Consider the following 21,359-nt stretch of genomic DNA (forward strand, 5'->3'; position numbering starts at 1 on the left):
TCTGCAGCGGACGCACTACCTCGTTTCGAGGAGTGCGGGTTCTCGTCGAGCACCCGAGATAAGAGTCGTTCCGTGATGTTTCCGTGATGTTGCCGTCCCATAGCGGTATGGAGTCAGTGAGCCGGTTTTCGTTACGTTTAACGTGCAGCAGGTCTTTTTCACAGGAATGAGTCGACTCATCGACGCACGAAAAGGGCCCGCCACCACCGATTCGATGGTGACGGGCCCTCAGTTTGCCCAGGTATAACCGCTACTGGTTCGCGGGATCGTTGATTCTCTGGAAGAAACCGATGCCGACGACGATCGCGGCCGGAACGCCGGTCAGGACCAGGCCCGCCGCGGCGCCGAGCGGGATTCCGATCAGCGCGCCGGTGATGCAGCCGCCGATCCAGCCCGGCAGTAGTACGGGAGTACCGAGGAACGCACCCAGGGCACAACCGCCGATCGCGCCGACCAGAGTGCCGACCATGGTGCCGATCGCGGTGATGACGCCGAACTGCGCACCGGCAGCACCGACGGCGTCGTCGAAGGCCTTCTGCTGCACGACCTCGTGAACCGGCAGGTCGACCGCGCGGGCGGCGGCCGGATCCAGATTCGGGGTCAGCGTGGCGCGCAGGCCGTCGATGGCGGCCTTGATCGGGTACTGCAGGCCGTCCTTGATGAAGCTGAGCGGGAAGGCGGTCACCAGACCGCCCTTGTTGTCGAGCATCCGGAACTGGTCGTCCACCGTGGTCAGCGAGCCGGCATCGGTGGTCAGCACCACCGAATCGCCCTGGATCTCGGCATTCCAGTGAATGGACGGGACCAGCTGATCGATCGTCTGATCGACGCCGTTCACGATGTCGGAGATACCCGGGATCGCGGGCGCGGGGGCCGGGGCGGCATGCACAGCGCCGGCGGAGATACCGAGAGCCGCGATGACCATGGCCGAGGTCGCGGCAGCTTTGCTGAACTTCATGACATCGTTGCTTTCGTCGCGCGGACGCTGCTCCTATCAGCAGCGGGAGGCTTGTGAAGCCTTCTAGTCAAGTGTCCAACAAGGCGATTACTGATGAGTAGCTGAGAAGTCGATAAGAGCCCAAAAATGAGAGTGATCTACGTCAAACGACTCGAAAACCGCACTGCCGAACAAACTTTCAGTCGGTTATAGGGCGGTTTTCGAGCATATGATCTGCCTCACTTCAGTGCTGATCGGCTATCGAATCGCCAGTAAACCCGCGCCGACTGCCAGTACCGCCGCATCCGCGCCCGGCATCTCCCGAATGCGGGTGGTCAGGGCGAGTTCGTTCAATACCGTCTGCGAGGCCTGCACCCGGACACGGGCGCCGATCGGATCCCAGTCCGGATGCACGCGGCGGGCGAGACCCACCCATTCGGCGATATACGAGTGCTGCGCGGCGCGGGCCCGGTGCCGATCGGCGGCGGGCAGATGCATGGTCTCCGAGACCAGGATCTGGACCAGATCGGGATTCTCGGCGACGAAGCCGCCATAGCTGCGCAGCAACCGGTCCAGGCCGTCACCGGCGTCGGACGCCCGGGCGAAGGCGCGGCTCATATCCATCCGCAGCCACTCGTTGCCGCGGAACACCACGGCCAGCAGGATATCGGCCTTGCCGGGGAAATGGTTGTAGACGCTGGGCCCGGTGATGCCGACGGCCTCCCCGATATCGTCCACGCTCACGCCGGTGAAACCCTGGCGCGCGAAGAGTTTCGCCGCCTCGGCGAGAATCGCTTCGCGCCGTGATCTGGTCATCGAAAGACGCTTTCTCCCGGCCTGATTCGCTGCGACCTCGGGCAGCGCGATCGCGGTGTCCACCGCCGCCGAGACGAGTTCGTCCAGCAGCGCGGTGAATCCGGGTTCGGGCAGCGACAGACTGTGGAACGACATGCTGTCGGCCACCGCCAGCGCACAGCGCGCGAGCAGATCCGCCTCCACCGCGTTCAGCTCCGGGCGGCGCTCGCGCACCAGCTCGGTGAGGCGGGCGAGAATCCGCTGGGTGAGAGTGCGGAACGCGGCCCGGTTCTCGGCGGACAGATGCCTGCCCTCGCGCCGCCACAGCACTCCCACATGCCGGTGCGCGAGGGTTTCGGCGGCGAGGCTCGCGCCGATATCGTTCGCGGCGGTCTCCGCCAGGGCGGCGTCGATGGTGGTGAGGGCAGTGCCGAGCACCGTGGCGAGTAGATCCTGTTTGCCGCGGAAGTGGCGATAGAGCGCGGACGGCCCGATGGCCACCGCCGCGGCGACCTCGCCCATACCGACGGTGGCATAACCCTTGCGATAGAACAGCTCCGAGGCCGCCCGGACGATCAGCTCACGCCGATTGGCCGGGCGGGTGCCACGGGCCGGCCCGATGACAGTGGTCGCCTCCGGGCCGCTCGCCATACCGCTCCTCTACCGGTCCGTGCCGTCACTCATCCTGCCGCTTTCAGAGCGAGCGGGCGATGAGTTCCTTCATCACTTCATTGGCGCCCGCGTAGATGCGCTGGACGCGGGCGTCGGCGTACATGCGGGCGATCGGGTACTCGAGCATGTAGCCGTAGCCACCGAAGAGCTGGACGCAGCGGTCGACGACCTGCCCCTGAATATCGGTGCTGTACGCCTTCGCCATGGACGCGGTGGCCCCGTCGAGTTCACCGCGCAGGTGGCGTTCGATGCAGTTGTCGACGAAGACGCGGGAAACCTGTGCGAGGGTCGCGCATTCGGCGAGTTCGAATCGAGTGTTCTGCATGTCGAACAGCGGAGCCCCGAAGGCCTGACGCTCCTTGGTGTAGTGCACCGTCAGCCGCACGGCGGCCTGGGTCGCCGCCGCCGCACAGACTCCGACGATCAGGCGCTCGTGCGCCAGCTGCTTCATGAGGTAGCCGAAGCCCGCGCCTTCGTCGCCGAGCCGGTGCGAAACCGGAACGCGCACTTCGTCGAAGAAGAGTTCGGCGGTGTCCTGGCCCTTCATGCCGACCTTGTCGAGCAGCCGGCCGACTCGGTATCCCTCGGCATGGGCGGTCTCGACCACCAGCAGCGAGATGCCCTTCGCCCCGGCGGCCGGATCGGTCTTGGCCACCACGATCACCAGATCGGCGTGCTTGCCGTTGGAGATGAAGGTTTTCGCGCCATTGAGCCGGTAGTGCTCGCCGTCACGAACCGCGGTGGTGCGCAGGGCTTTCAGGTCCGAGCCGGCGCCGGGTTCGGTCATGGCGATGGCGCCGACGATCGCGCCACTGGCCATACCGGGCAGCCAGCGCCGCTTCTGCTCCTCGCTGCCGTAGGCCAGGAGGTAGTGCGCGACCAGCCCGCTGTGCACCATATTGCCGAAACCGGTGTCCCCGAGCCCGTATTGGGCGTCGAAGATGGCGAAGTCGTGGGCCAGGGTGCCGCCGCCTCCGCCGTACTCCTCCGGAATGGAGGCGCAGAGCAATCCGAGATCGCCTGCCTTGTTCCAGAATTCGCGATCGACGTACTTCTGGGCCGCGAATCGCTCGTGGTGCGGCAGCAATTCGGCTTCGAAGAACTTGGTCGCCATATCCTTCAGGGCGGTGATTTCGTCATCGACCCAGGGCGAGCGGTACACAGGGGTGGTCACGTAGTTCCGTCCTAGATATTGAAGCCGCCGCCGCAGAGCAGAGTCTGCGCGCTGACGTAGTTGGATTCGGGAATGCAGAACAGGTAGACCGCGCCCGCGGCCTCGGTCGGGGTGCCCGCGCGGCCGAGCGGGACCATCTGCTCCATGGCGGCGAGCAGATCCGGGTTCACACCGACCTTGAGGGTCTTGCCCTCGATATCGATGGTGCTGTCGCCGCCCGCGGGTGCCTCGGTGAGCCGGGTCTTGATCAGGCCGAACGCGACCGTGTTCACGGTGACGTTGTAGCGGCCCCACTCCTTGGCCAGGGTCTTGGTCAGGCCGGTGATGCCCGCCTTGGCGGAGGAGTAATTGGCCTGTCCCGCATTGCCTCCGGTGCCGGCCATGGAGGAGATGTTCACAACCTTGCGGCACGGGACCGGCTCACCGGCGGCCTTGGCCTTCTTCACCGCGGCGGCGATGACCGGCTGTGCGGCGCGCAGAATCCGGAACGGGGCCTTGAGGTGGACGTCGAGAATGGCGTCCCACTGCTCGTCGGTCATCTTCTGGATGACCGAATCCCAGGTGTAGCCGGCGTTATTGATGATGATGTCCAGGCCGCCGAAATTGTCGACGGCAGCCTGGACGAAACGCTCGCCGAAATCGACGTCGGTGACACTGCCGACGCAGGAAACCGCCTGGCCGCCTGCGGCTTCGATGGCCGCGACGGTTTCCTTGGCCGGATCGGCATCGAGGTCGTTGACCACGACCTTGGCGCCCTCGGAGGCGAGCTTCAGTGCGATCTCACGGCCGATGCCGCGGCCGGAGCCGGAGACAATGGCGACCTTGCCATCAAGAGTTCCCATGGGAGACATAACCTTTCAGTGTGGATGAATGCGGTGTGGATGAATGACGATCAGAGGGCGACGACGGCGTCACCGACGAGGGTGACCGTGCCGTCGTCCAGAGTTACGGCGAGTTCCAGGGTGGCGCGGCGTTCGCCGTCGACCTCCTCGACGGCCGTGACCCGGCCCGTGGCGGTCGGGATGCCGTGCACCGGCGTAATGGCGGCGAACCGCACGCTGTAGGAGCGAATCGACTGCTGCGGAACCCAATCGGTGAGCAGCCGGCCGAGATAGCCCATGGACAGCATGCCGTGCGCGAAGACGTCGTCGAGCCCGGCGGATTTCGCCACATCGAGATCGATGTGAATCGGATTGTGGTCACCCGACGCGCCCGCGAACAGGGCCAGCGTGGTGCGCGAGATCGACTGAATCTTCAAGGGCGGCAGCTCGGTACCTACCTCGACGGTGTGTGATGCGGTCATTTTCCTGCTCCCGGATTCCGAATGACGATGACGGACTTCAGGTCCGCGACCGGCGACCCGTCCGCGCGGGTGACGGCGGTTTCCTTGACCAGGAATTCGAGCGCGCCGCCCTTCTTGCTGTACACGTCGGTAATGCGCGGCCGGGCGGTCAGCACGTCACCGGCGACGGCCGGTGAGTGATAGGTGAAGGTCTGCTCGCCGTGGAGGACGAACCGCAGGTCGACGCCCGCTTCGGCGAGAAACGTGAACGGGTCCGGGTTCTCGAGTTCGATGGAGAACAGGAAGGTCGGTGGCGCGGGCAGGTCCGCGTAGCCGGCCGCCTTCGCCGCCTCGGCATCGGTGAAGACCGGATTCGTCTCACCGATCGACTTGGCGAAGAAGCGCAACCGTCCGGCGTCGACGGTCAAAGTTGTTGCCGGAAGCTCGGTTCCGACAATGGCGGGATCGATGGCCATGCTCAGCTCACCTTCTCGTACAGGGTGACGACGGCCGCGCCGCCGAGCCCGATATTGTGCTGCAGCGCCAGATTCACGCCCTCGACCTGGCGCGCCTCGGCTTGACCGCGCAACTGCCACACCAGTTCCGCGCACTGCGCCAGACCGGTGGCGCCCAGCGGGTGTCCCTTCGACAGCAGGCCGCCGGACGGGTTGGTCACCACCCGGCCGCCGTAGGTGTTGTCGCCGTCGGCGATGAACTTCTCCGCGGTGCCTTCGGGTGTGAGACCCAGACCCTCGTAGGTGAGCAGTTCATTGGCGGTGAAGCAGTCGTGCAATTCGACGACGCGAATATCCGCCGGGCTCACACCCGCGGCCTCGTACACCTGATCGGCGGCGGCCTTGGCCATGTCGTAACCGACCACCCGCATCATGTCGGTGGTGAAGGTCGACTCGTAGTCGGTGGTCATCGCCTGCGCCTTGATGACCACGGAAGTGGTGAGGCCGTTGGCTTTCGCGAATTCCTCGGAGCACAGGATCGCCGCGGCCGCGCCACAGGTCGGCGGGCAGCACTGCAATCGGGTCAGCGGACCGAAGATCTGCGGCGAGCCCAGCACCTCCTCGACCGTCACCGGATCGCGGAACACCGCGTACGGGTTATTGGCCGCGTGCTTGCGCGCCTTCACCGAAATCTGTGCGAACACAGCGGGATCCATGCCGTACTTGTCGGCGTACGCCTGTCCCGCACCGCCGAAGTACTGTGCGGCCATGGGCGCCTGCTCGTCCCAGCCCTGCAGTTGCGTGGTCTGGGTGTCGAAGCGCCCGAACGGGGTCGGCCGGTCGCTCCACATCGAACCGAGCGCACCGCGCATCATCTGCTCGAAGCCGAGCGCGACCACACATTCCGCGGCACCGGTCTCGATCGCCTGGCGGGCCAGGAACAGTGCCGACGATCCGGTCGAGCAGTTGTTGTTGACATTGACGATCGGAATCCCGGTCTGCCCGAGCCCGTACAGCGCCGCCTGCCCCGAGGTGGAGTCGCCGTACACGTATCCGACGTACGCCTGCTGCACCTTGCTGTAGTCGACACCGGCATCGGCCAGCGCCTTGCGGGCCGCCGTCTCGCCCATGATGTCGTAAGGCTCGGTCCGGCTGGGTGTGGTGAAGGGAATCATCCCGACACCTGCCACCACTACGCGTCTACTCATCAAGCCCTCCTGGACTTACTAGTGCTGATTCACTTAGTGAACCTCACGCAGCACCACATGCACAAGCCGTCGATCACATACGGCTGTTTATCGCGGAATAGCCACCGGAAAACTGGGGGTTGCGCCGCCATCTGTGATCGTTGTTACACTACCTACTGTTCACATAATGTACGACGCAGTCACGGCTGCAACCCACCGGATCCGGAGATCGCATCCATGTACCTCACGCAGGGCCTGCACCGGGCCGTTCAGCAGAACCCCGACGGCATCATGACCATCGACGGGGAGCGGACGCGGACGTTCCGGGAAGCGGCCGATCGCGTTGCCCGGCTGGCCGGGGCCCTGCGTGCACTGGGGGTCGGCGACGGTGACCGGATCGCGATGCTCGGGCTGAATTCAGATCGCTACAGCGAATATCTGCTGGCGGTGCCGTGGGCGAACGCGGTGCTCAATCCGGTCAATATCCGGTGGAGTGTGCCCGAAATCGTCTACAGCTTCGAGGATTCCGGCACCACGGTGCTGTTCGTCGACGATGCCTTCGCGGCCGCGCTGCCCGCCATTCGGCAGGGTTCTCCCGGACTGACGACGATCATCCACTGCGGCAACGGACCCACCCCCGAAGGCACGCTGTCCTATGAGGACCTCATCGCGAACTCCGCGCCCATCGCGGACGCGCGGCGCGGTGGTGACGAGCTGGCGGGGATCTTCTACACCGGCGGTACCACCGGATTCCCCAAGGGCGTCATGCTCTCGCACGCGAATATGTTCGCCTCGGCGCTCGGTTCGATCGCCAGTGGATATCTGTTCAAGCCCGGCGGCATCTACCTGCACACGGCGCCCATGTTCCACCTCGCCGATCTCGCGGGCTGGATGGCGGAGGTGACGCTCGGCGGCACGCATGTGATCATTCCGTCCTTCGATCCGGTGTCTACCTTGAATGCCATTGCGACACAGCGTGTTACCGACACCCTGCTGGTTCCGGTGATGATCCAGATGGTGGTCGATCACCCCCGGGTGGGCGAGTTCGACCTGTCGAGCCTGGACGCGATCATGTACGGCGCGTCGCCGATCGCGCAGGCGGTGCTGGAGCGGGCGATGAAGGTGTTCCCCAATGCGAGCTTCACCCAGGCGTACGGCATGACCGAGGTCGCGCCCGTCGCGACCCTGCTCGGTCCGGCCGATCATGCTGCGGGACTGCTGCGTTCGGCCGGGCGGGGCGCGCCGCATTCGGAGATCCGCATTGTCGATCCGGACGATGTCCCGGTGCCCAGTGGCACGGTCGGCGAGATCGTGGTGCGCGGTGATCATGTGATGCTCGGCTATTGGAACAAGCCCGCGGAGACCGCCGACGCACTGCGCGGCGGCTGGATGCACACCGGCGACGGCGGCTATCTGGACGAGTGCGGCTACCTCTACGTGGTCGACCGAATCAAGGACATGATCGTCAGCGGCGGGGAGAACGTGTATTCCGCCGAGGTCGAGAATGCCGTTGCCGCACATCCGGATGTGGCCACGTGCGCGGTGATCGGTGTGCCCGATGCGGAGTGGGGCGAGCGGGTGCATGCCGTGATCGTCTGCGTGCCCGGCACTTCGGTGACCACCGAGCAGATCCGCGAGCACACCAAGACGCTGATCGCCGGTTACAAGGCTCCGCGCAGCGTCGAGGTGGTCGAGTCGCTCCCCGTCTCCGGCGCCGGAAAGATCCTCAAACGCGAACTGCGCAAGCAGTATTGGGGCGAGAACGACCGCCAGGTGCACTGACTGCCGCGGGCGCCGGGGGCGGGCTCAGTACATGCAACCGGCGACCTCCGGGTAGTCACAGCGAGACGTCGCAGGGTCGGGACCGGAGTTCTGGACGTAGTGCAGCAACTCCCCGTTATGGCCCATCGCGCACGGCATCTCATAGGCATGTTCGTGCGCGACACACGCCACGTAGTGCGTGCACTTGCTGGGATGCGGGTAGTTGCCGTCTGGCTTATCGCTGCAGTCGAACTCGAATCCGGGTGTGCTCATGGCTTTTCTCCTCCGCCGATCTCAGGCGCAGACCGCGGCGTCGTTGAAGGTCTGACAGGTGGTTCCCGACGCACAGGCCCGGACGAGCCAGGACCCGTTCACGCAGGTGGCGTAGTTGTCATCGTCCCAGCAGATGTCCACGATGCCGTCGCTCACATCGCAGCTCCGGTCGTCCGATGCGGTATCGGAGATGCATTCCAGATCGTCATCGGGTTCCTGCGCCGAGCTACTCATGGCGATACCTTCCGTTGTCGTCGTCTCAGAAGTTCGAACCATTTTGCGTGCCGTCCTTCTGCCGATTTTGACAGCATCGCTCGGGCGACACGCGGGAATCGTTCGCCGGGAAGCAGCCGGACAATCGCTGATTGCCCTGCACGGCCCAGCCGGTGTGTGCGAATCTGATCGATGTGATGGCGGAGTCACTGGGGTGGGCAGTGCGGATGGTGTTCGCGGCGGTCTTCGCGACATCCGCCTTCGGGAAGCTGACGGCACGGCAGGCGGCGCGAGATGCCTTGCTCGCCTTCGGCATCGGTGCGCGATGGGTGCCGGCGGCGGCCTGGGTGGTGCCGGTCGCGGAGGCGTTTGTGGCCCTCGGACTCCTGCTACCGGTGACCGGGCTACCGGCGGCCGCGACCGGAATTCTGCTGCTGAGCATCTTCACGGTGGCGGTCGCGGTACAGCTGCTGCGAGGTAACCACCCCTCGTGCGCCTGCTTCGGCGCGGCCGACGTCGCTCCGATCGGACCGCTCACACTGGTGCGCAATGGCGTGCTCCTGACGCTCGGCTGCGCTGTAATGGCCACTGCCGTCCGTTATCCGAGCCTGCCGTCGCCGCTGCCCGCCGACCGGGCCGCCCTGATCACCGTCGGCGTTGCCGTGGTGACGGTGCAGATATGGCAGGGCTTGGCGCTGCGCCGGATTCGACGCGCGCAATCGAGCACCGCGCCCGCTGTCGCGCTTCCGAGCCAACTGCCGGTCGGGACGATCGCGCCGGAGTTCGACCTCGCCGCGGCGCCGGGTATTCCGGCGACGCTGAGCGGACTGCTGGCGGACGGGCGTCCGCAAGTGCTGCTGTTCCTGCATCACGGCTGCAGCCCGTGCCGGCAGGTCGCCGGCGAGCTCGGCGTGTGGCGCCGGAAGTTGCACGGACAGGCCGACATTACGGTCATCGGCTCGGGGACCCTGCAGGACAATGCGCTGTGGTCCGAGGAGTACGGCATCGCCCGGTATCTGGTGCAGCAGTACAAGGAGGTGGCCGAGCGCTACGCGGTCCGCGGCACCCCGACCGGAGTGCGGATCGGATCCGACGGCCGCATTGCCACCGGGCTGGCCATCGGTGGCGCCGCCATCCGAGCCCTGCTCAGCGAATCCCAGCACGACGGCAGCACGGGCTTCGACATCGAGAATCTGATGCACCACACGGGAATTCAGCCTCCACCGGCCCAGCAGTGATCGTCCCGGGCTCTCACCGGCCCGGTAGCGCCGGTCCCGGGACAGCCGTCATTCGACGCCGACGCTGAGAATCCGGTCGAGTGCCCTGGTCCCGGCGGGCGTGACTCGCAGCGCCCGGCGCGAATTGTGGCGCTCCAGCCAGTCTGCGGATTCCATGCGGGTCAGCACCGCCGCACCCAGTGCGCCGCCCAGGTGATGCTGCTGTTCGCTCCAGTCGACGCAGAAGCGCAGCAGTGGCCTTCGGCGGGAACGTAATTGGTTCAGGTCGATGCCGAGTTCGGTGAATATCGGCTCGGCGGCCGGGCCCAGTTCGTAGGGGTGCTCGTGCAGTGGCGCGGCGAGCGGGTCGTCGGGTGCGCGTTCGGTGTGGACGCCACCATCGTTGCGGGTCAGCGCATTTCGCTCGAGGAGTGCGGCGGTGACGGCGACGCCCAGCTTTCCGGCCAGGTGGTCGTAGCAGCTGCGGGCGTTGCGCATGGCGGCGGCTCGGGTCGATTCGCGCAGCGAACGCACCGGGCGGATGGGCGCGAGCGCGGCCACCGCCTCCAGGACGGTCGCGACCTCCGGTCCGGCCAGCCGGTAGTAGCGATGCCGCCCCGACGGCTGCACGGTGAGCAGCCCGCCGGCGACGAGCCTGGACAGGTGGGCGCTGGCCGTGGACGCCGAGACGCCCGCCTCCGCGGCCAGTACCGAGGCGGGTAGCGCGCGGCCGTCGAGCAGTGCCATCAGGACGCGGGCGCGGCTCGCATCGGCCAGTAGCTCGCCCACACCGGCGATATCGGCGAAGCCGAGTTCAGCAGTCTGTGCGTTCATACTCTCCAGTCTGCCGCGACCACACTTCGACGGGGGACGAAGTGTTTCGGGGAAACACTGGAGAGATGAGTACATCGACTCGCGCGATGACAGAAACGGACCCGACAGTGCGGCCCGGACGGCTACTGACGGTGCTGTGCGCCGGCATGTTCCTGGTCCTGCTGGACGTGACCATTGTGAATGTCGCGCTGCCGAGCATCGGCCATCAATTGCACGCGGACTCCGCCACGCTGCAGTGGGTGGTGGACGGTTATGCGGTCGCCATCGGCGGATTGCTGCTGGCGGGCGGCACCCTGGGCGACCGCTTCGGGCACCGCCGCATTCTGCTGATCGGATTCGCGGTGTTCGGGGTGGCCTCGCTGATCTGCGCGCTGGCGCCCACTATCGGGGTGCTGATCGGCGGCCGGGTGCTGCAGGGCATCGGCGGCGCGCTGCTGCTGCCCAGCACCATGGCGGCGCTGGTCGACGCGTTTCCGGATCGGGCCGCGCAGGCGAAGGCGCTCGGAACCTGGGCCGCCATCTCGTCGCTGGCGCTGCCGGCGGGTCCGCTGCTGGGCGGGCTGCTGGTCAGCGGTCTGGGCTGGCGACCGGTGTTCTGGATCAATGTGCCGCTGATAGTCCTTGCGCTGGTGGCGATTCCGGTCGTGGTGCCCGCGCGGCCCGCCAATCGGCAGGCGGGCGGGGTCGATATCCTCGGATTGACGGGATTTGTCGTCGGCCTGAGCGGGCTGGTGTTCACGGTCATCTCGGCCGGGCATCATTCGGACCCGGTGCTCTTGGCGGTTTCGGCGCTGGTGACGGTGGCCGCGCTCGGTATCGCGCTGCGGGCGGCACGGCACAGTGCGCATCCGATTCTGCCGTGGGATCTGCTGCGGCGCAGAGACTTTCTGAGTCCCAATGTGGTGGCGCTGACCATGAATCTGGTGTTCAACGGACTGCTGTTCGTCAGCATGCTGTATCTACAGGACGTGCTGCGCTATTCGCCGTTCGCGGCGGGGTGTGCGGTGCTGCCGCTCGCCGTTCCGCTGGTCGCGCTGGCCCCGGTGTCCGGGCGACTCACCGCGCGGCGCGGGCCCCGCACCGCCATTGCCCTCGGCTGCGGCGCTGCGGTATTCGGCTCACTGCTGTTGACACAGGTCCGTCCGTCCTCCGGAATCGGCTGGCTGCTGGCCGGATTCGCGCTGCTCGGCGTCGGCGCGGGGCTGGTGACCACCTCCGTGGTCGCCGCCGTAGTCCGTGCCACGCCGTCGGACCGGTCCGGTTTGGCGACGGGCGTGTCGAATACCGCGAGGCAGATCGGAACCGCCTGTGGTGTGGCGCTTTTCGGCGCAATTGCCGGATCACCCGGCACGCCCGGCTTCCTGCACGCGATCCCCGTGCTCGCGGTTGTCGCCGCGATGCTCTGGGCTGTGGCATTCGCCGTGACGCTGAATGGAATCGGACGGCGACAAGGCTCGGCGGACGGCAAGTCCCCCGTACGAGGGACCCGAGTTCCCTCTGCGGAGTGATTGTTTCGCCCGCTGCCGAACCTAGGCTGCTCTGCGTCGGGCCGCCATCAGCGATTCCATTCGGCCGCCCGCCCGATCGTCCTGGGAGGCACAGTGCTCGGTTCTGTCAGCAGAAGAGGATTCCTGGCAGGTGCGGCGACCACCGCCGCGGCCGCGGCGACCGCGGCGTCGGCGGGTCGCGCTCGTGCCGACGTGAACCGGGACAAGCCGAATATTCTCGTGGTGCTCGTCGATGAGATGCGCGCACCGGTGTGGTTCCCGGATCAGCAGGCGCTGGACGGGCTGCTGCCCAATCTCGCCCGGATCCGGCAGGGCGGGGTGTCCTTCGAACAGCACTACACCGCCGCGAACGATTGCACCGCCTCGCGTGGCGCGCTGGTGACCGGGCTGTACACCCATCAGACCGGATGCATGGTGGTCTCCGAATCGACGCTGTCGCCGAAATTCCCGACCTGGGGTTCGATGCTGCGCGATCACGGTTACGAGTCGACCTGGTGGGGCAAATGGCATCTCGGGCACTATCCGGATCGCACGCCGGGCGCGCTGGACGCCTACGGATTCGGCGGCGGCACCTACCCCTCCCCGAACGGTGCGCCGGGCCAAGGGCTGCAAATGGATCCGAAGATCGTCGATCAGTTCGCGGATTGGTTCGAGCACGATGCCGGTACCGCGCCGTGGTGCACCACGGTATCGCTGGTGAATCCGCACGATATCCAGTACTGGCCGCGCTGGACGCGCCGTGACCAGGCGAATCTGAATATCCCGCAGTGGGTGACCGAGCTGCCGCCGAATTTCGAATCCCCCGAGCAGCTCGCCGGGAAACCGCGTCTGCAAACGGCACTGGTGCAGGTGTCGACCGCCGCATTCGGACTCGCGCCGTACGGTACGCCCGATGCCCGGCAGGCCTGGATCGATATGCGCAATCTGTATCTGTGGTTGCAGCAGCAGGTCGATATCCAGATCGGGCGAGTGCTCGACACGTTGAATTCGCGACCGGATGTCGCGGCCAATACCGTCATCGTCTTTACCTCCGACCACGGCGATTACGCCGGTTCGCACGGTCTGCACGGTAAGGGCGGCGGCGCGTACGACGAGGCGATCCGCGTCCCGCTCTATGTGCACGATCCGCGCGGCTACTACAGCCCCACCGCCGGAACCACTCTCCGCAATCAGCTGACCTCCAGCGTCGATCTCGCCCCGCTGCTGCTGTCCATCGCCACCGGCGGCAACGGCTGGCGCGGCGACGGCCGCTACGAACACCTGCGCGACCGCCTCGACCTGGCCGCCCTGTGCCGCGATTCCGGCGCGGCCGGCCGCCCCTGGATCGCGCACACCACCGATGAGGCGACCATCGAAGAGGCCGCAATCCTGTTCGACCGCAATGCCCCCGGCCACGTCGCCATGGTCCGCACCCCCGACGCCAAATTCGCCTCCTATTCGACCTGGGTGGACGGCCGAATCCAGATCGACCCGACCCAAGAGCAGGAATTCGAGCTCTACGACTACTCCACCGACAACGGCAAACTCGAACTCGACAACCAGGCCGCCACCGCAAACCCCCTGCGCACCACCACCTCCCAACTCCTCGACCACGTCATCCAGACCGAAATCCAGCAACCCCTCCCCGCCTACCTGAAGGACGCCCAGGACCAGGGCATAGGCGACTACCTCGACTCCCAGCGCAACCTCGCCACCAAGGCCGAACGCCTGGGCGACTTCCTCGACGATTTCGCGACCCCGCGCTGACCGGCGGAAGCTGCCGGTCAGCCACCGCGACTCACACGGAAATTACTGCGATTCAAGGGGATTCATAGGCTGCGGCCAGGCACCGTCCCGGCGGATACGCCAGTGTTATGGTGCGACGATGAATGAGGGTGCGGGATCACCGGTGCGTATCGGCATACTCGGCGCGGCGCGGATCGCGCCCATGGCGATTGCCAATCCGGCCAGGGCGCATCCCGATGTGGCTGTCAGCGCGGTGGCGGCCCGGGATGGTGGGCGCGCGGCGGCGTTCGCTCATAAGTATGGGATCGAGACCTCGTACGACAGTTATGAGGCGCTGATCGCGGATCCGGGGGTGGATGCGGTTTATATTCCGCTGCCGAATGGGTTGCACGGGCGGTGGACTCGGGCGGCGCTGGCGGCCGGGAAGCATGTGCTGTGTGAGAAGCCGTTCACGGCCAATGCCGAGGAGGCTCGGGAGATCGCGGGGCTGGCCGCGGATTCGGGGCGGGTGGTGATGGAGGCGTTCCATTACCGGTATCACCCGATGAATCTGATGGCCGAGCAGATCATCGCCTCGGGGGAATTGGGCAAGCTGGTGCGGGTGGAGGCATCCATGTGCTTCCCGCTGCCGAAGTTCTCCGATATTCGATACAACTACGCGCTGGCCGGTGGATCGCTGATGGATGCCGGTTGCTACGCCGTGCATATGGCGCGCGTATTCGGTGGCGAGAATCCCGAAGTGGTCTCGGCGACAGCGAAATTGCGCGATCCGAAGGTCGATCGGGCCATGACCGCCGAACTCCGCTTCCCGTCCGGGCACACCGGCCTGATCCGCTGTTCACTGTGGTCGTCGGATCTGCTGCGAATGAGCGTCAAGGTAATAGGCGAACACGGCGAGTTACACATCGTCAATCCCATTGCGCCACAACTCCCCCACTGGCTGACAGTCCGCACCCAGCGCGGCAGACGCCGCGAACGCTTCACCCACCGCCCCAGCTACGCCTTCCAGCTCGACGCCTTCGCCGGCGCGGTCCTGCACGGCGAACCGGTGAAAACCGCCCCCCAGGACTCGGTCGACAATATGACCGTCATCGACGCCATCTACCAGGCCGCAGGCCTGCCCCTGCGCCTGCCGAGCTGATTGCGCCGAGGCGCAGGGCGGGGCGTTCCGCCAGCGCCAGCAGTACCGCGGACAGAGTAGTCACGATCGAGATCCCGAGCACCCACCAGAACGCGGCGCCGAATCCGGCCGCCATTGCCTCGGGGGTATGACTGCGGGACAGCTGATGCTGCAGCGCGACGGCCACGACGGCGGTGCCGACCGACCCACCCACACGCTGCAGCATGCTCAATTGCGGTGTGGCGTCATTGATCTTGTCGCGTCCGAGCACCTGGTAGGCGGCGGTCATCGCGGGCATCATCGACAACCCGATACCGAGGCCGCGAACTCCCATCGCACCGAGCAGATAGCCGTAGGACGTGTCCGCGCTCAGCACCACGAACGGGATCGTCGCCAGCATCGTGACGAGTCCGCCGATCGAGGCCGTGATACCGCCGCCCCAGCGTTGCGAGAGCCGTCCCGCCAACGGCATTGCTATCGCCGCCCCGATCCCGCTCGGCGCCAGCAGGATTCCGGTCATGATCGCGCTCTGCCCGCGGACGGTCTGGAAATAGAGCGGCATCAGGATCATCGCGCCGTACAGCGCACCACCGAGGCAGAAGGTCGCCAGCGCAGCTGCCGAGAAGGCCCGATTGCGGTACAGCCTCAGATCCAAGAGCGGGTGGTCGATCCGTAAGCCGCGCAAGACGAATACCACCAGCAGCACCACCCCGGCCGCGAGCACCGTCATCGAGGAACCGGACGCCTGCCCGGAGCTTCCCACTTCGGCCAGCGCGTAGGTCACCCCGACCGACCCGCCCGAAACCAGAAGCAGGCCAGCGATATCGAGCGCGCCCGCCTCCTCCGGCTGATGTGCGGGCAGCAGCCGGCGCCCAGCGAACACTGCCGCAGCACAGATCGGCAGATTGATCAGAAACAGCCAGCGCCAGCCGGGCCCCTCGAGCAGCAGTCCCCCGAGGGTGGGCCCGAGCACCGGTGTCAGCACCATCGCGATTCCGAGAACCGGCATCACCTTGGCCATATTCTGCGGCCCGGCCAATTTGGCGAGAATGATCTGACCGGCAGGAAGCACCATTCCGCCACCCAGCCCCTGGATGACCCGAAAGGCGATGAGCTGTCCGGGAGTTCGAGCCATGGCGCACAGCAGTGAACCGGCCGCGAACAGTATCAGCGTGCTGAGGTAGAGCCGGCGATCACCGAACCGCTTGGCGGCCCAGCCCGTCACCGGAATGCACGCGGCCAGCGCCAGCAGGTATCCGGTGATCACCCACTGGATGGTGTCGAGATCGGTGTGCAGGTCGATCGACAACGAGCGAATCGCGATATTGACCACGGTCGAATCGAGCAGGGTCGCGATCGCGCCGAGCACGATCACGAATGCGGCACTGCGGACTTCGGGAGGAATCCGGTAATCGGAAGCGGACGACATGCGCTCCACTATTCACCGTTTGGTGGATAGTGTCCACCGTTTGGTGGATAGAGGTGGATTCCTCCGGTCGAATACGGTGATTCCATGACCGCGACGCCCAACCGCAAGCGCACACCGCCGGACCGGCAGCGCGATGCCGAACGGACCAAGGCCAAACTGATCGACGCGGCCCGCGAGGAATTCGCCGCCAAAGGCCGGGCCGGCGCCCGCGTACAGGACATCGCCAACCGTGCGGGCGTCGACAAACAGCTGATCAGCTACTACTTCGGCGGTAAGGACGGGCTCTACGACGAGATCGCGCGCGCCTGGCAGCAGCGCGAAACCGCGCTCCAGCAGGAGAGCCTCGCGCTGCCCGAGGTCGCCGTGCGCTACCTGCGCGAGGCGCTCGCCGACCCCCGACTCACTCGGATGTTCATCTGGCAGGGCCTCACCGCCGATCTCGACAAGCCCGCCGAAGCAGGCGACACGCCCGAGATCCACAGCATGCGCGAACGTAAACACCGCGGCGAACTGGCATCCGACCTCGACGAGGCCGCAGTCGTCCTGGCACTCAATGGCGCGGTCGCGGTGGCCGCCCTCATGCCTGAACTCGTCCAACGCCTCTATGGCGTGCCCCCGTCGGACCCCGAATTCGCCGAGCGCTACGGCGAACAACTCCGGCGCATGGTGGGCCGCCTCGCCCTCCCTGCCGGACCCGAACTCACCGATCACGCGCCGCCGCCCGCCGCGCACTAGGCTGAATGCTCCAGCCCCCCAGGAGATCTGATGACCGACCAACAGACTGTCCTGATTACCGGCGGTACCGGGAGCCTCGGTTACCGGACTGCCGCGGCGATTCTCGATGCGGGGTGGCATGTGGTGATCACCGGGCGGGATTCGAAAACGGTTGCGGCGGCGGCGCATCGGCTCGGGGAGAAGGCGGTGGGGTTGCCGTTGGATCTGGGGTCGCTGGACAGTGTGCGGCGGTTTGCGGACTCGATTACGCGGTCGGGGTTGCCGCCGCTGCATGCGATTGTCTGCAATGCGGGGATGCAGGTCGTTTCGGGGATCACATTCACCGCGGACGGGTTCGAGCAGACCTTCGGGGTGAATCATCTGGCGCACTTTCTGCTGGTGCAGGAATTGCTACCGCTGCTGGCGACGCCCGGACGAGTTGTCTTCGTCGCCAGCGATACTCACGATCCGAAGAAGCCGACAGGTACGCCCGCGCCGAACTACAGCAGCGCGATGGCACTGGCCTATCCCGAGGATGATGGGGCTGCGGCGGCAGCGGCCGGGCGGCGGCGGTACACCACCTCGAAGCTCTGCAATGTGCTGACCACCTATGAGCTGGCGCGGCGGATAGGGAATCACATGCCGCCGATCACCGTCAATGCCTTCGATCCCGGACTCATGCCGGGCACGGGGCTGGGGCGCGACTATCCCGGCATTCAACGACTGGCATGGCGATTCCTTTTGCCCGCAATGACATTGGTGCCGGGGCTCAATATTCATACGCCGAAGCGCTCCGCCGCCGCACTCGCCCGGCTGGTGCTCGATCCCGCGCTGGCGGAGACCACCGGGCGGTACTTCTCGGGACGGCGCGAGATCCGATCCTCGGACGACTCCTACGATCTCGATCTCGCCGCGGATCTGTGGAATACCAGCGTCGAACTCATCGAGAAGGTTCGGCACTGACTCGCGGTCATCTGCGGGAGAGACTCGACAGAAGCCGCCCGACCCTCCCCCGGACCGGTGCCGGAGCCAGCCAGTCTGCGATCTGGGCGATCACAGCGGGGTCGATGTGTTGCGCCGGTTCGTATTCCGCGGGGCTCGAAGCACCCGAGCCGGGGAAGAACAGATGATTGCCGGCGTCATGGATGCCGATGGTGACCTCCGGCCGCTCGCCGAGACCGGCCTGCCACAGGGCGAGGTCATCCTCGACCGTCACCTGGTAGTCGCGAGCCCCCTGGAGGATGAGCATCGGTTTGTTCAGCGCCGCCGCCGTCGAAACCGGGTCGTAGCCGCGCAGATCCAGCCAGTACGCGCCGGGCAGGCCGAACGGTAGGTCCGCCGCGGGCGTCGAGACCGACAGCCCGGGACTGTCCACCCGCTCGGCCTGTTCTGTGATCATCGCGACGGCCGATTCGGTTGCCGCACCGGGATTCAGCGCCGCGAGGTAGCGCGCCACCCGGACGGCCGAACGCTGCATGGGAGAGGCGTCGGCGGCCAGCAGCACCAGCCCGGCGACCGACGGTTCGGCTGCGGCGACCCGTGGGGCGACTTTGCCTCCCATACTGTGCCCGAGCACGAAGACCCGGGCGGGATCGACAGCCGGATGCTGTTGCAGCAGTTGGATAGCGGCGACCGCATACGGCACATATTCGTCGGTCATGGTGAACTCAGGCAGATCGGCGGCGAGGCCCGGATGCGTATAGGTGACGAGGTCGAACCGCGCCACCGCAATGCCGCGACTCGCCAGCCCCCAGGCCAGATCCTTCAGCGGCTTGTTCGGCCCGCTGGTCTCGTCGCGATCGAAAGGCCCACCGCCACTGAGCAATACGACACCGGGCTTGGCCCCGCGCCCGCGCGGCACGCTGACCGTGCCGGACACCGCGAGCCGGCCTTCCCCGAGGGTGATCTCATATTCGGTGAACCGTCCGGATTCGGCGTAGGAGGGCGCTTCCCATGCCGAGCCGGGTGGCGGCGCGAGCCGAAAACCGTTGAGCAGTCCGGCCGCATCGACCGACATGACCACGGTCATTCCGCCGCGTTCCCCGGTCACCGGAACACTCACGCGCACCAGCGCCGCATCGGTCGGCTCGCTGGACGGCTCACCGACGCCGCGGATCGCCCCGAACCGTTCGGCCTCGGCCACCCACGCCACCCGCAACGACTCCGCGGAGACCACCGCGCGAAGCCTCGGCGCGAACAACTTCTCGATCTCGGCGAATCGGCCCGCGCGGGCCATCTCGACAACGGCGGTGGCGATCGCACCCGGTTCGACGCTCATCGGAATCCCCTAACCTTTCTCATTCATGAGAAAGGTAGCACGTATGAGATCGTTGGACCATGGACACCCTCGAACTCCTGGCGCATCCGGTGCGGTTGCGCATCGTCCACGCCCTGCGCGGCGGCCGAACGCTGACCACCTCGCAGCTGTGCGCCCGGATTCCGGACGCGTCGAAGGCCACCGTCTATCGGCAGGTCGACGTGCTCGCCGAAGGGGGAATCCTGGAGGTGGCCGATGAGCAGCGGGTGCGCGGCGCGGTGGAGCGCCGCTACGTGCTGCGCCAGGAACACGCCTCGATCGATGCGGACACGCTCGCGGCGGCATCGGTCGATGATCATCGGCGGGCGTTCGCCGTGGCCATGGCGGCACTGCTGGCCGAGTTCAATGCCTATCTCGATCGGGACCGGGCGAATCCGCTGACGGATCTGGTCGGCTACCGCCAGCACGCACTCTGGCTCAGCCCGAGCGAACTCGAGACGATGATCGACGGCATGCGCGCCGCAATCGCACCGCAGCTGGCCAATACGCCGACCCCCGATCGCGCCCAGTACCTGCTCAGTCCGGTGCTGTTTCCGATCGAGGACGATCGGTGATCGGCGCCCACGGGTCGACCGGGATGACCGCGTGCCCGTGCCCGTCACTGTCGAGCATGCGGCCCCAGGATTTGCAGGGGCGCAGCACGAGTCGCTGATCGGCCACCACCACCGTGGGAAATGCGCGGTGGATTCGGTCCAAAATCTCCGACAGGTCGGCGATTTGGTGAACCTGGGCCATCACCAGCAGGTTGGCGGATCCGATAATGGAGACACAGATTCTCGTCTCCGGCCACAGTGCGATATCCGCACCGGCAGTGTCGAGCTCATGATGCGGAACAGTAAGCCAGAGCACGAGTTCGGCGGGCCAGCCGCCTTCGCTGCGCGTGAAATCGGTGCGGAAGTTCAGCATGCCGCGGCGGGTGAGTGCGGCGAGCTGCCGCCGCACCTGCGCCTCCGTCGCGCCGAGATCCCTTGCGAGGTCCCGGTATCGGGCCCGGCCGTCGCGCTGCAGCGCCAGGAACAGGGCGCGATCGGCGGGGTCGAGGGAGCTGTCGCGGGCGGTGCGCCGAGTTCCGGACTCGGACTCGTCGATCACCGAGCGCTGCTGACCGATGTCGATCGCGCCCAGCCGCCACTGGACTCCGCTGTGCCAGCGCAGCCCGATATGGGCTCGGGTGCGGGCGATTCCCGGAAGCTGTGCCAGGCGCTCCAGCAGCAGGGCGGTCAGCGACTTCATATCCGCGGCGAATACCAGGGCGAGCACATCGAACTCACCGGCGGTGAAGTACACACTGCCGACCTGTGGGATGCCGGCCAGCGCCTGCCCCACCTCGAGCAGCCGGCCGGGCTCGGCTTCGACCTCGAAGACCGCCGCGGACAGTGCCAGCCGCGCACCGGGCACGGCGGAAACCCAGGCGCGGCCGGAGTCCGAGAGTCGCTGCCAGCGGCGGGCCGCGGTCACGGCGGAGATATTCAGGGCGGCGCCGAGTCGCTCGAAGCTGACCCGGGGATTCACGTGCAGCGCATCGAGCAGGGTCACGTCGAGCTCGTCCACACCGGACTTGCGCGAGCGGTTCTCGGGCACGGTCACCCCGTTCCGGAGTGTCGAATTCAGTAGGTACCGAGTACGGACGATATCGCATATTTCCTACATGAAGCAGCTCTGGCACACGCTTTCCACCAATCAGACGCCTGGAACGGGCATTTACCTTCAGATCTGCGAGCACCCGCAATACCGGCTGTTCACTAT

The 21,359-nt window shown here is 66.4% G+C and carries 21 protein-coding genes; 8 read left to right on the top strand and 13 right to left on the bottom strand.

Features of this window, described 5'->3' with window-relative positions; all coding sequences use genetic code 11:
• Positions 1-250: 250 nt before the first annotated feature.
• From ABZX86_RS34810 to ABZX86_RS34840, 7 genes are all read right to left on the bottom strand, one after another.
• Positions 251-958, bottom strand: a complete 708-nt coding sequence (locus tag ABZX86_RS34810) for a hypothetical protein (RefSeq protein WP_355129825.1) — start codon at positions 956-958, stop codon at positions 251-253.
• Positions 959-1,195: 237 nt separating this feature from the next.
• Positions 1,196-2,383: a TetR family transcriptional regulator gene (locus ABZX86_RS34815; protein ID WP_355129827.1), complete on the bottom strand. Its 1,188-nt coding sequence runs from the start codon at positions 2,381-2,383 to the stop codon at positions 1,196-1,198.
• Positions 2,384-2,426: 43 nt separating this feature from the next.
• Positions 2,427-3,518 (bottom strand): acyl-CoA dehydrogenase family protein, encoded by a 1,092-nt coding sequence (locus ABZX86_RS34820; RefSeq protein WP_355130013.1) that lies wholly within the window; start codon positions 3,516-3,518, stop codon positions 2,427-2,429.
• A gap of 71 nt (positions 3,519-3,589) precedes the next feature.
• The gene (locus ABZX86_RS34825) at positions 3,590-4,420 is read right to left on the bottom strand and encodes an SDR family oxidoreductase (RefSeq protein ID WP_355129829.1); all 831 of its coding nucleotides are present in this window, start codon (positions 4,418-4,420) and stop codon (positions 3,590-3,592) included.
• A 50-nt stretch (positions 4,421-4,470) separates the two neighbouring features.
• The gene (locus ABZX86_RS34830) at positions 4,471-4,881 is read right to left on the bottom strand and encodes a MaoC/PaaZ C-terminal domain-containing protein (RefSeq protein ID WP_355129831.1); all 411 of its coding nucleotides are present in this window, start codon (positions 4,879-4,881) and stop codon (positions 4,471-4,473) included.
• Positions 4,878-5,336: a MaoC family dehydratase N-terminal domain-containing protein gene (locus tag ABZX86_RS34835; RefSeq protein ID WP_355129833.1), complete on the bottom strand. Its 459-nt coding sequence runs from the start codon at positions 5,334-5,336 to the stop codon at positions 4,878-4,880. The genes ABZX86_RS34830 and ABZX86_RS34835 overlap by 4 nt, the downstream gene beginning before the upstream one ends.
• A gap of 2 nt (positions 5,337-5,338) precedes the next feature.
• The gene (locus ABZX86_RS34840; protein ID WP_355129835.1) at positions 5,339-6,523 is read right to left on the bottom strand and encodes a lipid-transfer protein; all 1,185 of its coding nucleotides are present in this window, start codon (positions 6,521-6,523) and stop codon (positions 5,339-5,341) included.
• 216 nt (positions 6,524-6,739) lie between these two features.
• On the opposite strand from ABZX86_RS34840, the gene ABZX86_RS34845 reads away from it, so the two are divergent.
• Entirely contained in the window at positions 6,740-8,284 is a 1,545-nt protein-coding gene (locus ABZX86_RS34845; protein WP_355129837.1) for a long-chain fatty acid--CoA ligase, read from the top strand.
• Positions 8,285-8,308: 24 nt separating this feature from the next.
• Here ABZX86_RS34845 and ABZX86_RS34850 read toward each other — a convergent pair whose 3' ends face one another.
• Positions 8,309-8,536 carry a chitin binding peritrophin-A domain-containing protein gene (locus tag ABZX86_RS34850; RefSeq protein ID WP_355129839.1) on the bottom strand — a complete coding sequence of 76 codons (228 nt, stop codon included), beginning with the start codon at positions 8,534-8,536 and terminating at the stop codon, positions 8,309-8,311.
• A gap of 21 nt (positions 8,537-8,557) precedes the next feature.
• Positions 8,558-8,770 carry a hypothetical protein gene (locus tag ABZX86_RS34855; protein ID WP_355129841.1) on the bottom strand — a complete coding sequence of 71 codons (213 nt, stop codon included), beginning with the start codon at positions 8,768-8,770 and terminating at the stop codon, positions 8,558-8,560.
• Between the two features lie 176 nt (positions 8,771-8,946).
• Here ABZX86_RS34855 and ABZX86_RS34860 point away from each other — a divergent pair, with 176 nt between their 5' ends.
• Positions 8,947-9,987 (top strand): MauE/DoxX family redox-associated membrane protein, encoded by a 1,041-nt coding sequence (locus tag ABZX86_RS34860; protein ID WP_355129843.1) that lies wholly within the window; start codon positions 8,947-8,949, stop codon positions 9,985-9,987.
• Positions 9,988-10,035: 48 nt separating this feature from the next.
• On the opposite strand, the gene ABZX86_RS34865 is transcribed toward ABZX86_RS34860, so the two are convergent.
• Positions 10,036-10,800, bottom strand: a complete 765-nt coding sequence (locus ABZX86_RS34865) for a winged helix-turn-helix domain-containing protein (RefSeq protein WP_355129845.1) — start codon at positions 10,798-10,800, stop codon at positions 10,036-10,038.
• Between the two features lie 86 nt (positions 10,801-10,886).
• Here ABZX86_RS34865 and ABZX86_RS34870 point away from each other — a divergent pair, with 86 nt between their 5' ends.
• The 3 genes from ABZX86_RS34870 to ABZX86_RS34880 all read left to right on the top strand — a co-directional run bounded on the left by ABZX86_RS34870 (position 10,887) and on the right by ABZX86_RS34880 (position 15,174).
• Complete coding sequence (locus ABZX86_RS34870; RefSeq protein ID WP_355129847.1) at positions 10,887-12,308, top strand: MFS transporter; 1,422 nt, start codon at positions 10,887-10,889, stop codon at positions 12,306-12,308.
• A 93-nt stretch (positions 12,309-12,401) separates the two neighbouring features.
• Positions 12,402-14,054 carry a sulfatase-like hydrolase/transferase gene (locus ABZX86_RS34875; RefSeq protein ID WP_355129849.1) on the top strand — a complete coding sequence of 551 codons (1,653 nt, stop codon included), beginning with the start codon at positions 12,402-12,404 and terminating at the stop codon, positions 14,052-14,054.
• Between the two features lie 118 nt (positions 14,055-14,172).
• Positions 14,173-15,174, top strand: a complete 1,002-nt coding sequence (locus tag ABZX86_RS34880; protein WP_355129851.1) for a Gfo/Idh/MocA family oxidoreductase — start codon at positions 14,173-14,175, stop codon at positions 15,172-15,174.
• Here ABZX86_RS34880 and ABZX86_RS34885 read toward each other — a convergent pair.
• Entirely contained in the window at positions 15,122-16,582 is a 1,461-nt protein-coding gene (locus tag ABZX86_RS34885) for a DHA2 family efflux MFS transporter permease subunit (protein WP_355129853.1), read from the bottom strand. The two genes, ABZX86_RS34880 and ABZX86_RS34885, sit on opposite strands and share 53 nt — an antisense overlap.
• 84 nt (positions 16,583-16,666) lie before the next feature.
• On the opposite strand from ABZX86_RS34885, the gene ABZX86_RS34890 reads away from it, so the two are divergent.
• Both ABZX86_RS34890 and ABZX86_RS34895 read left to right on the top strand, forming a co-directional pair.
• Positions 16,667-17,317: a TetR family transcriptional regulator gene (locus ABZX86_RS34890; protein ID WP_355129855.1), complete on the top strand. Its 651-nt coding sequence runs from the start codon at positions 16,667-16,669 to the stop codon at positions 17,315-17,317.
• A gap of 30 nt (positions 17,318-17,347) precedes the next feature.
• A complete protein-coding gene (locus ABZX86_RS34895) occupies positions 17,348-18,259 on the top strand; it encodes an SDR family NAD(P)-dependent oxidoreductase (RefSeq protein WP_355129857.1) in 912 nt (303 codons plus the stop codon).
• A 7-nt stretch (positions 18,260-18,266) separates the two neighbouring features.
• Here ABZX86_RS34895 and ABZX86_RS34900 read toward each other — a convergent pair whose 3' ends face one another.
• Positions 18,267-19,574 carry an alpha/beta fold hydrolase gene (locus ABZX86_RS34900; RefSeq protein ID WP_355129859.1) on the bottom strand — a complete coding sequence of 436 codons (1,308 nt, stop codon included), beginning with the start codon at positions 19,572-19,574 and terminating at the stop codon, positions 18,267-18,269.
• Between the two features lie 59 nt (positions 19,575-19,633).
• On the opposite strand from ABZX86_RS34900, the gene ABZX86_RS34905 reads away from it, so the two are divergent.
• Positions 19,634-20,167, top strand: coding sequence for a helix-turn-helix domain-containing protein (locus ABZX86_RS34905; RefSeq protein ID WP_355129861.1), 534 nt, complete (start codon positions 19,634-19,636; stop codon positions 20,165-20,167).
• Here the strand turns inward: ABZX86_RS34905 and ABZX86_RS34910 are convergent.
• Positions 20,130-21,200 carry an Lrp/AsnC family transcriptional regulator gene (locus ABZX86_RS34910; protein WP_355129863.1) on the bottom strand — a complete coding sequence of 357 codons (1,071 nt, stop codon included), beginning with the start codon at positions 21,198-21,200 and terminating at the stop codon, positions 20,130-20,132. The two genes, ABZX86_RS34905 and ABZX86_RS34910, sit on opposite strands and share 38 nt — an antisense overlap.
• Positions 21,201-21,359: the final 159 nt, after the last annotated feature.

Origin of the sequence: Nocardia sp. NPDC006630, from assembly GCF_040611495.1 — a bacterium.
In the GTDB taxonomy this organism is placed as follows: domain Bacteria; phylum Actinomycetota; class Actinomycetes; order Mycobacteriales; family Mycobacteriaceae; genus Nocardia.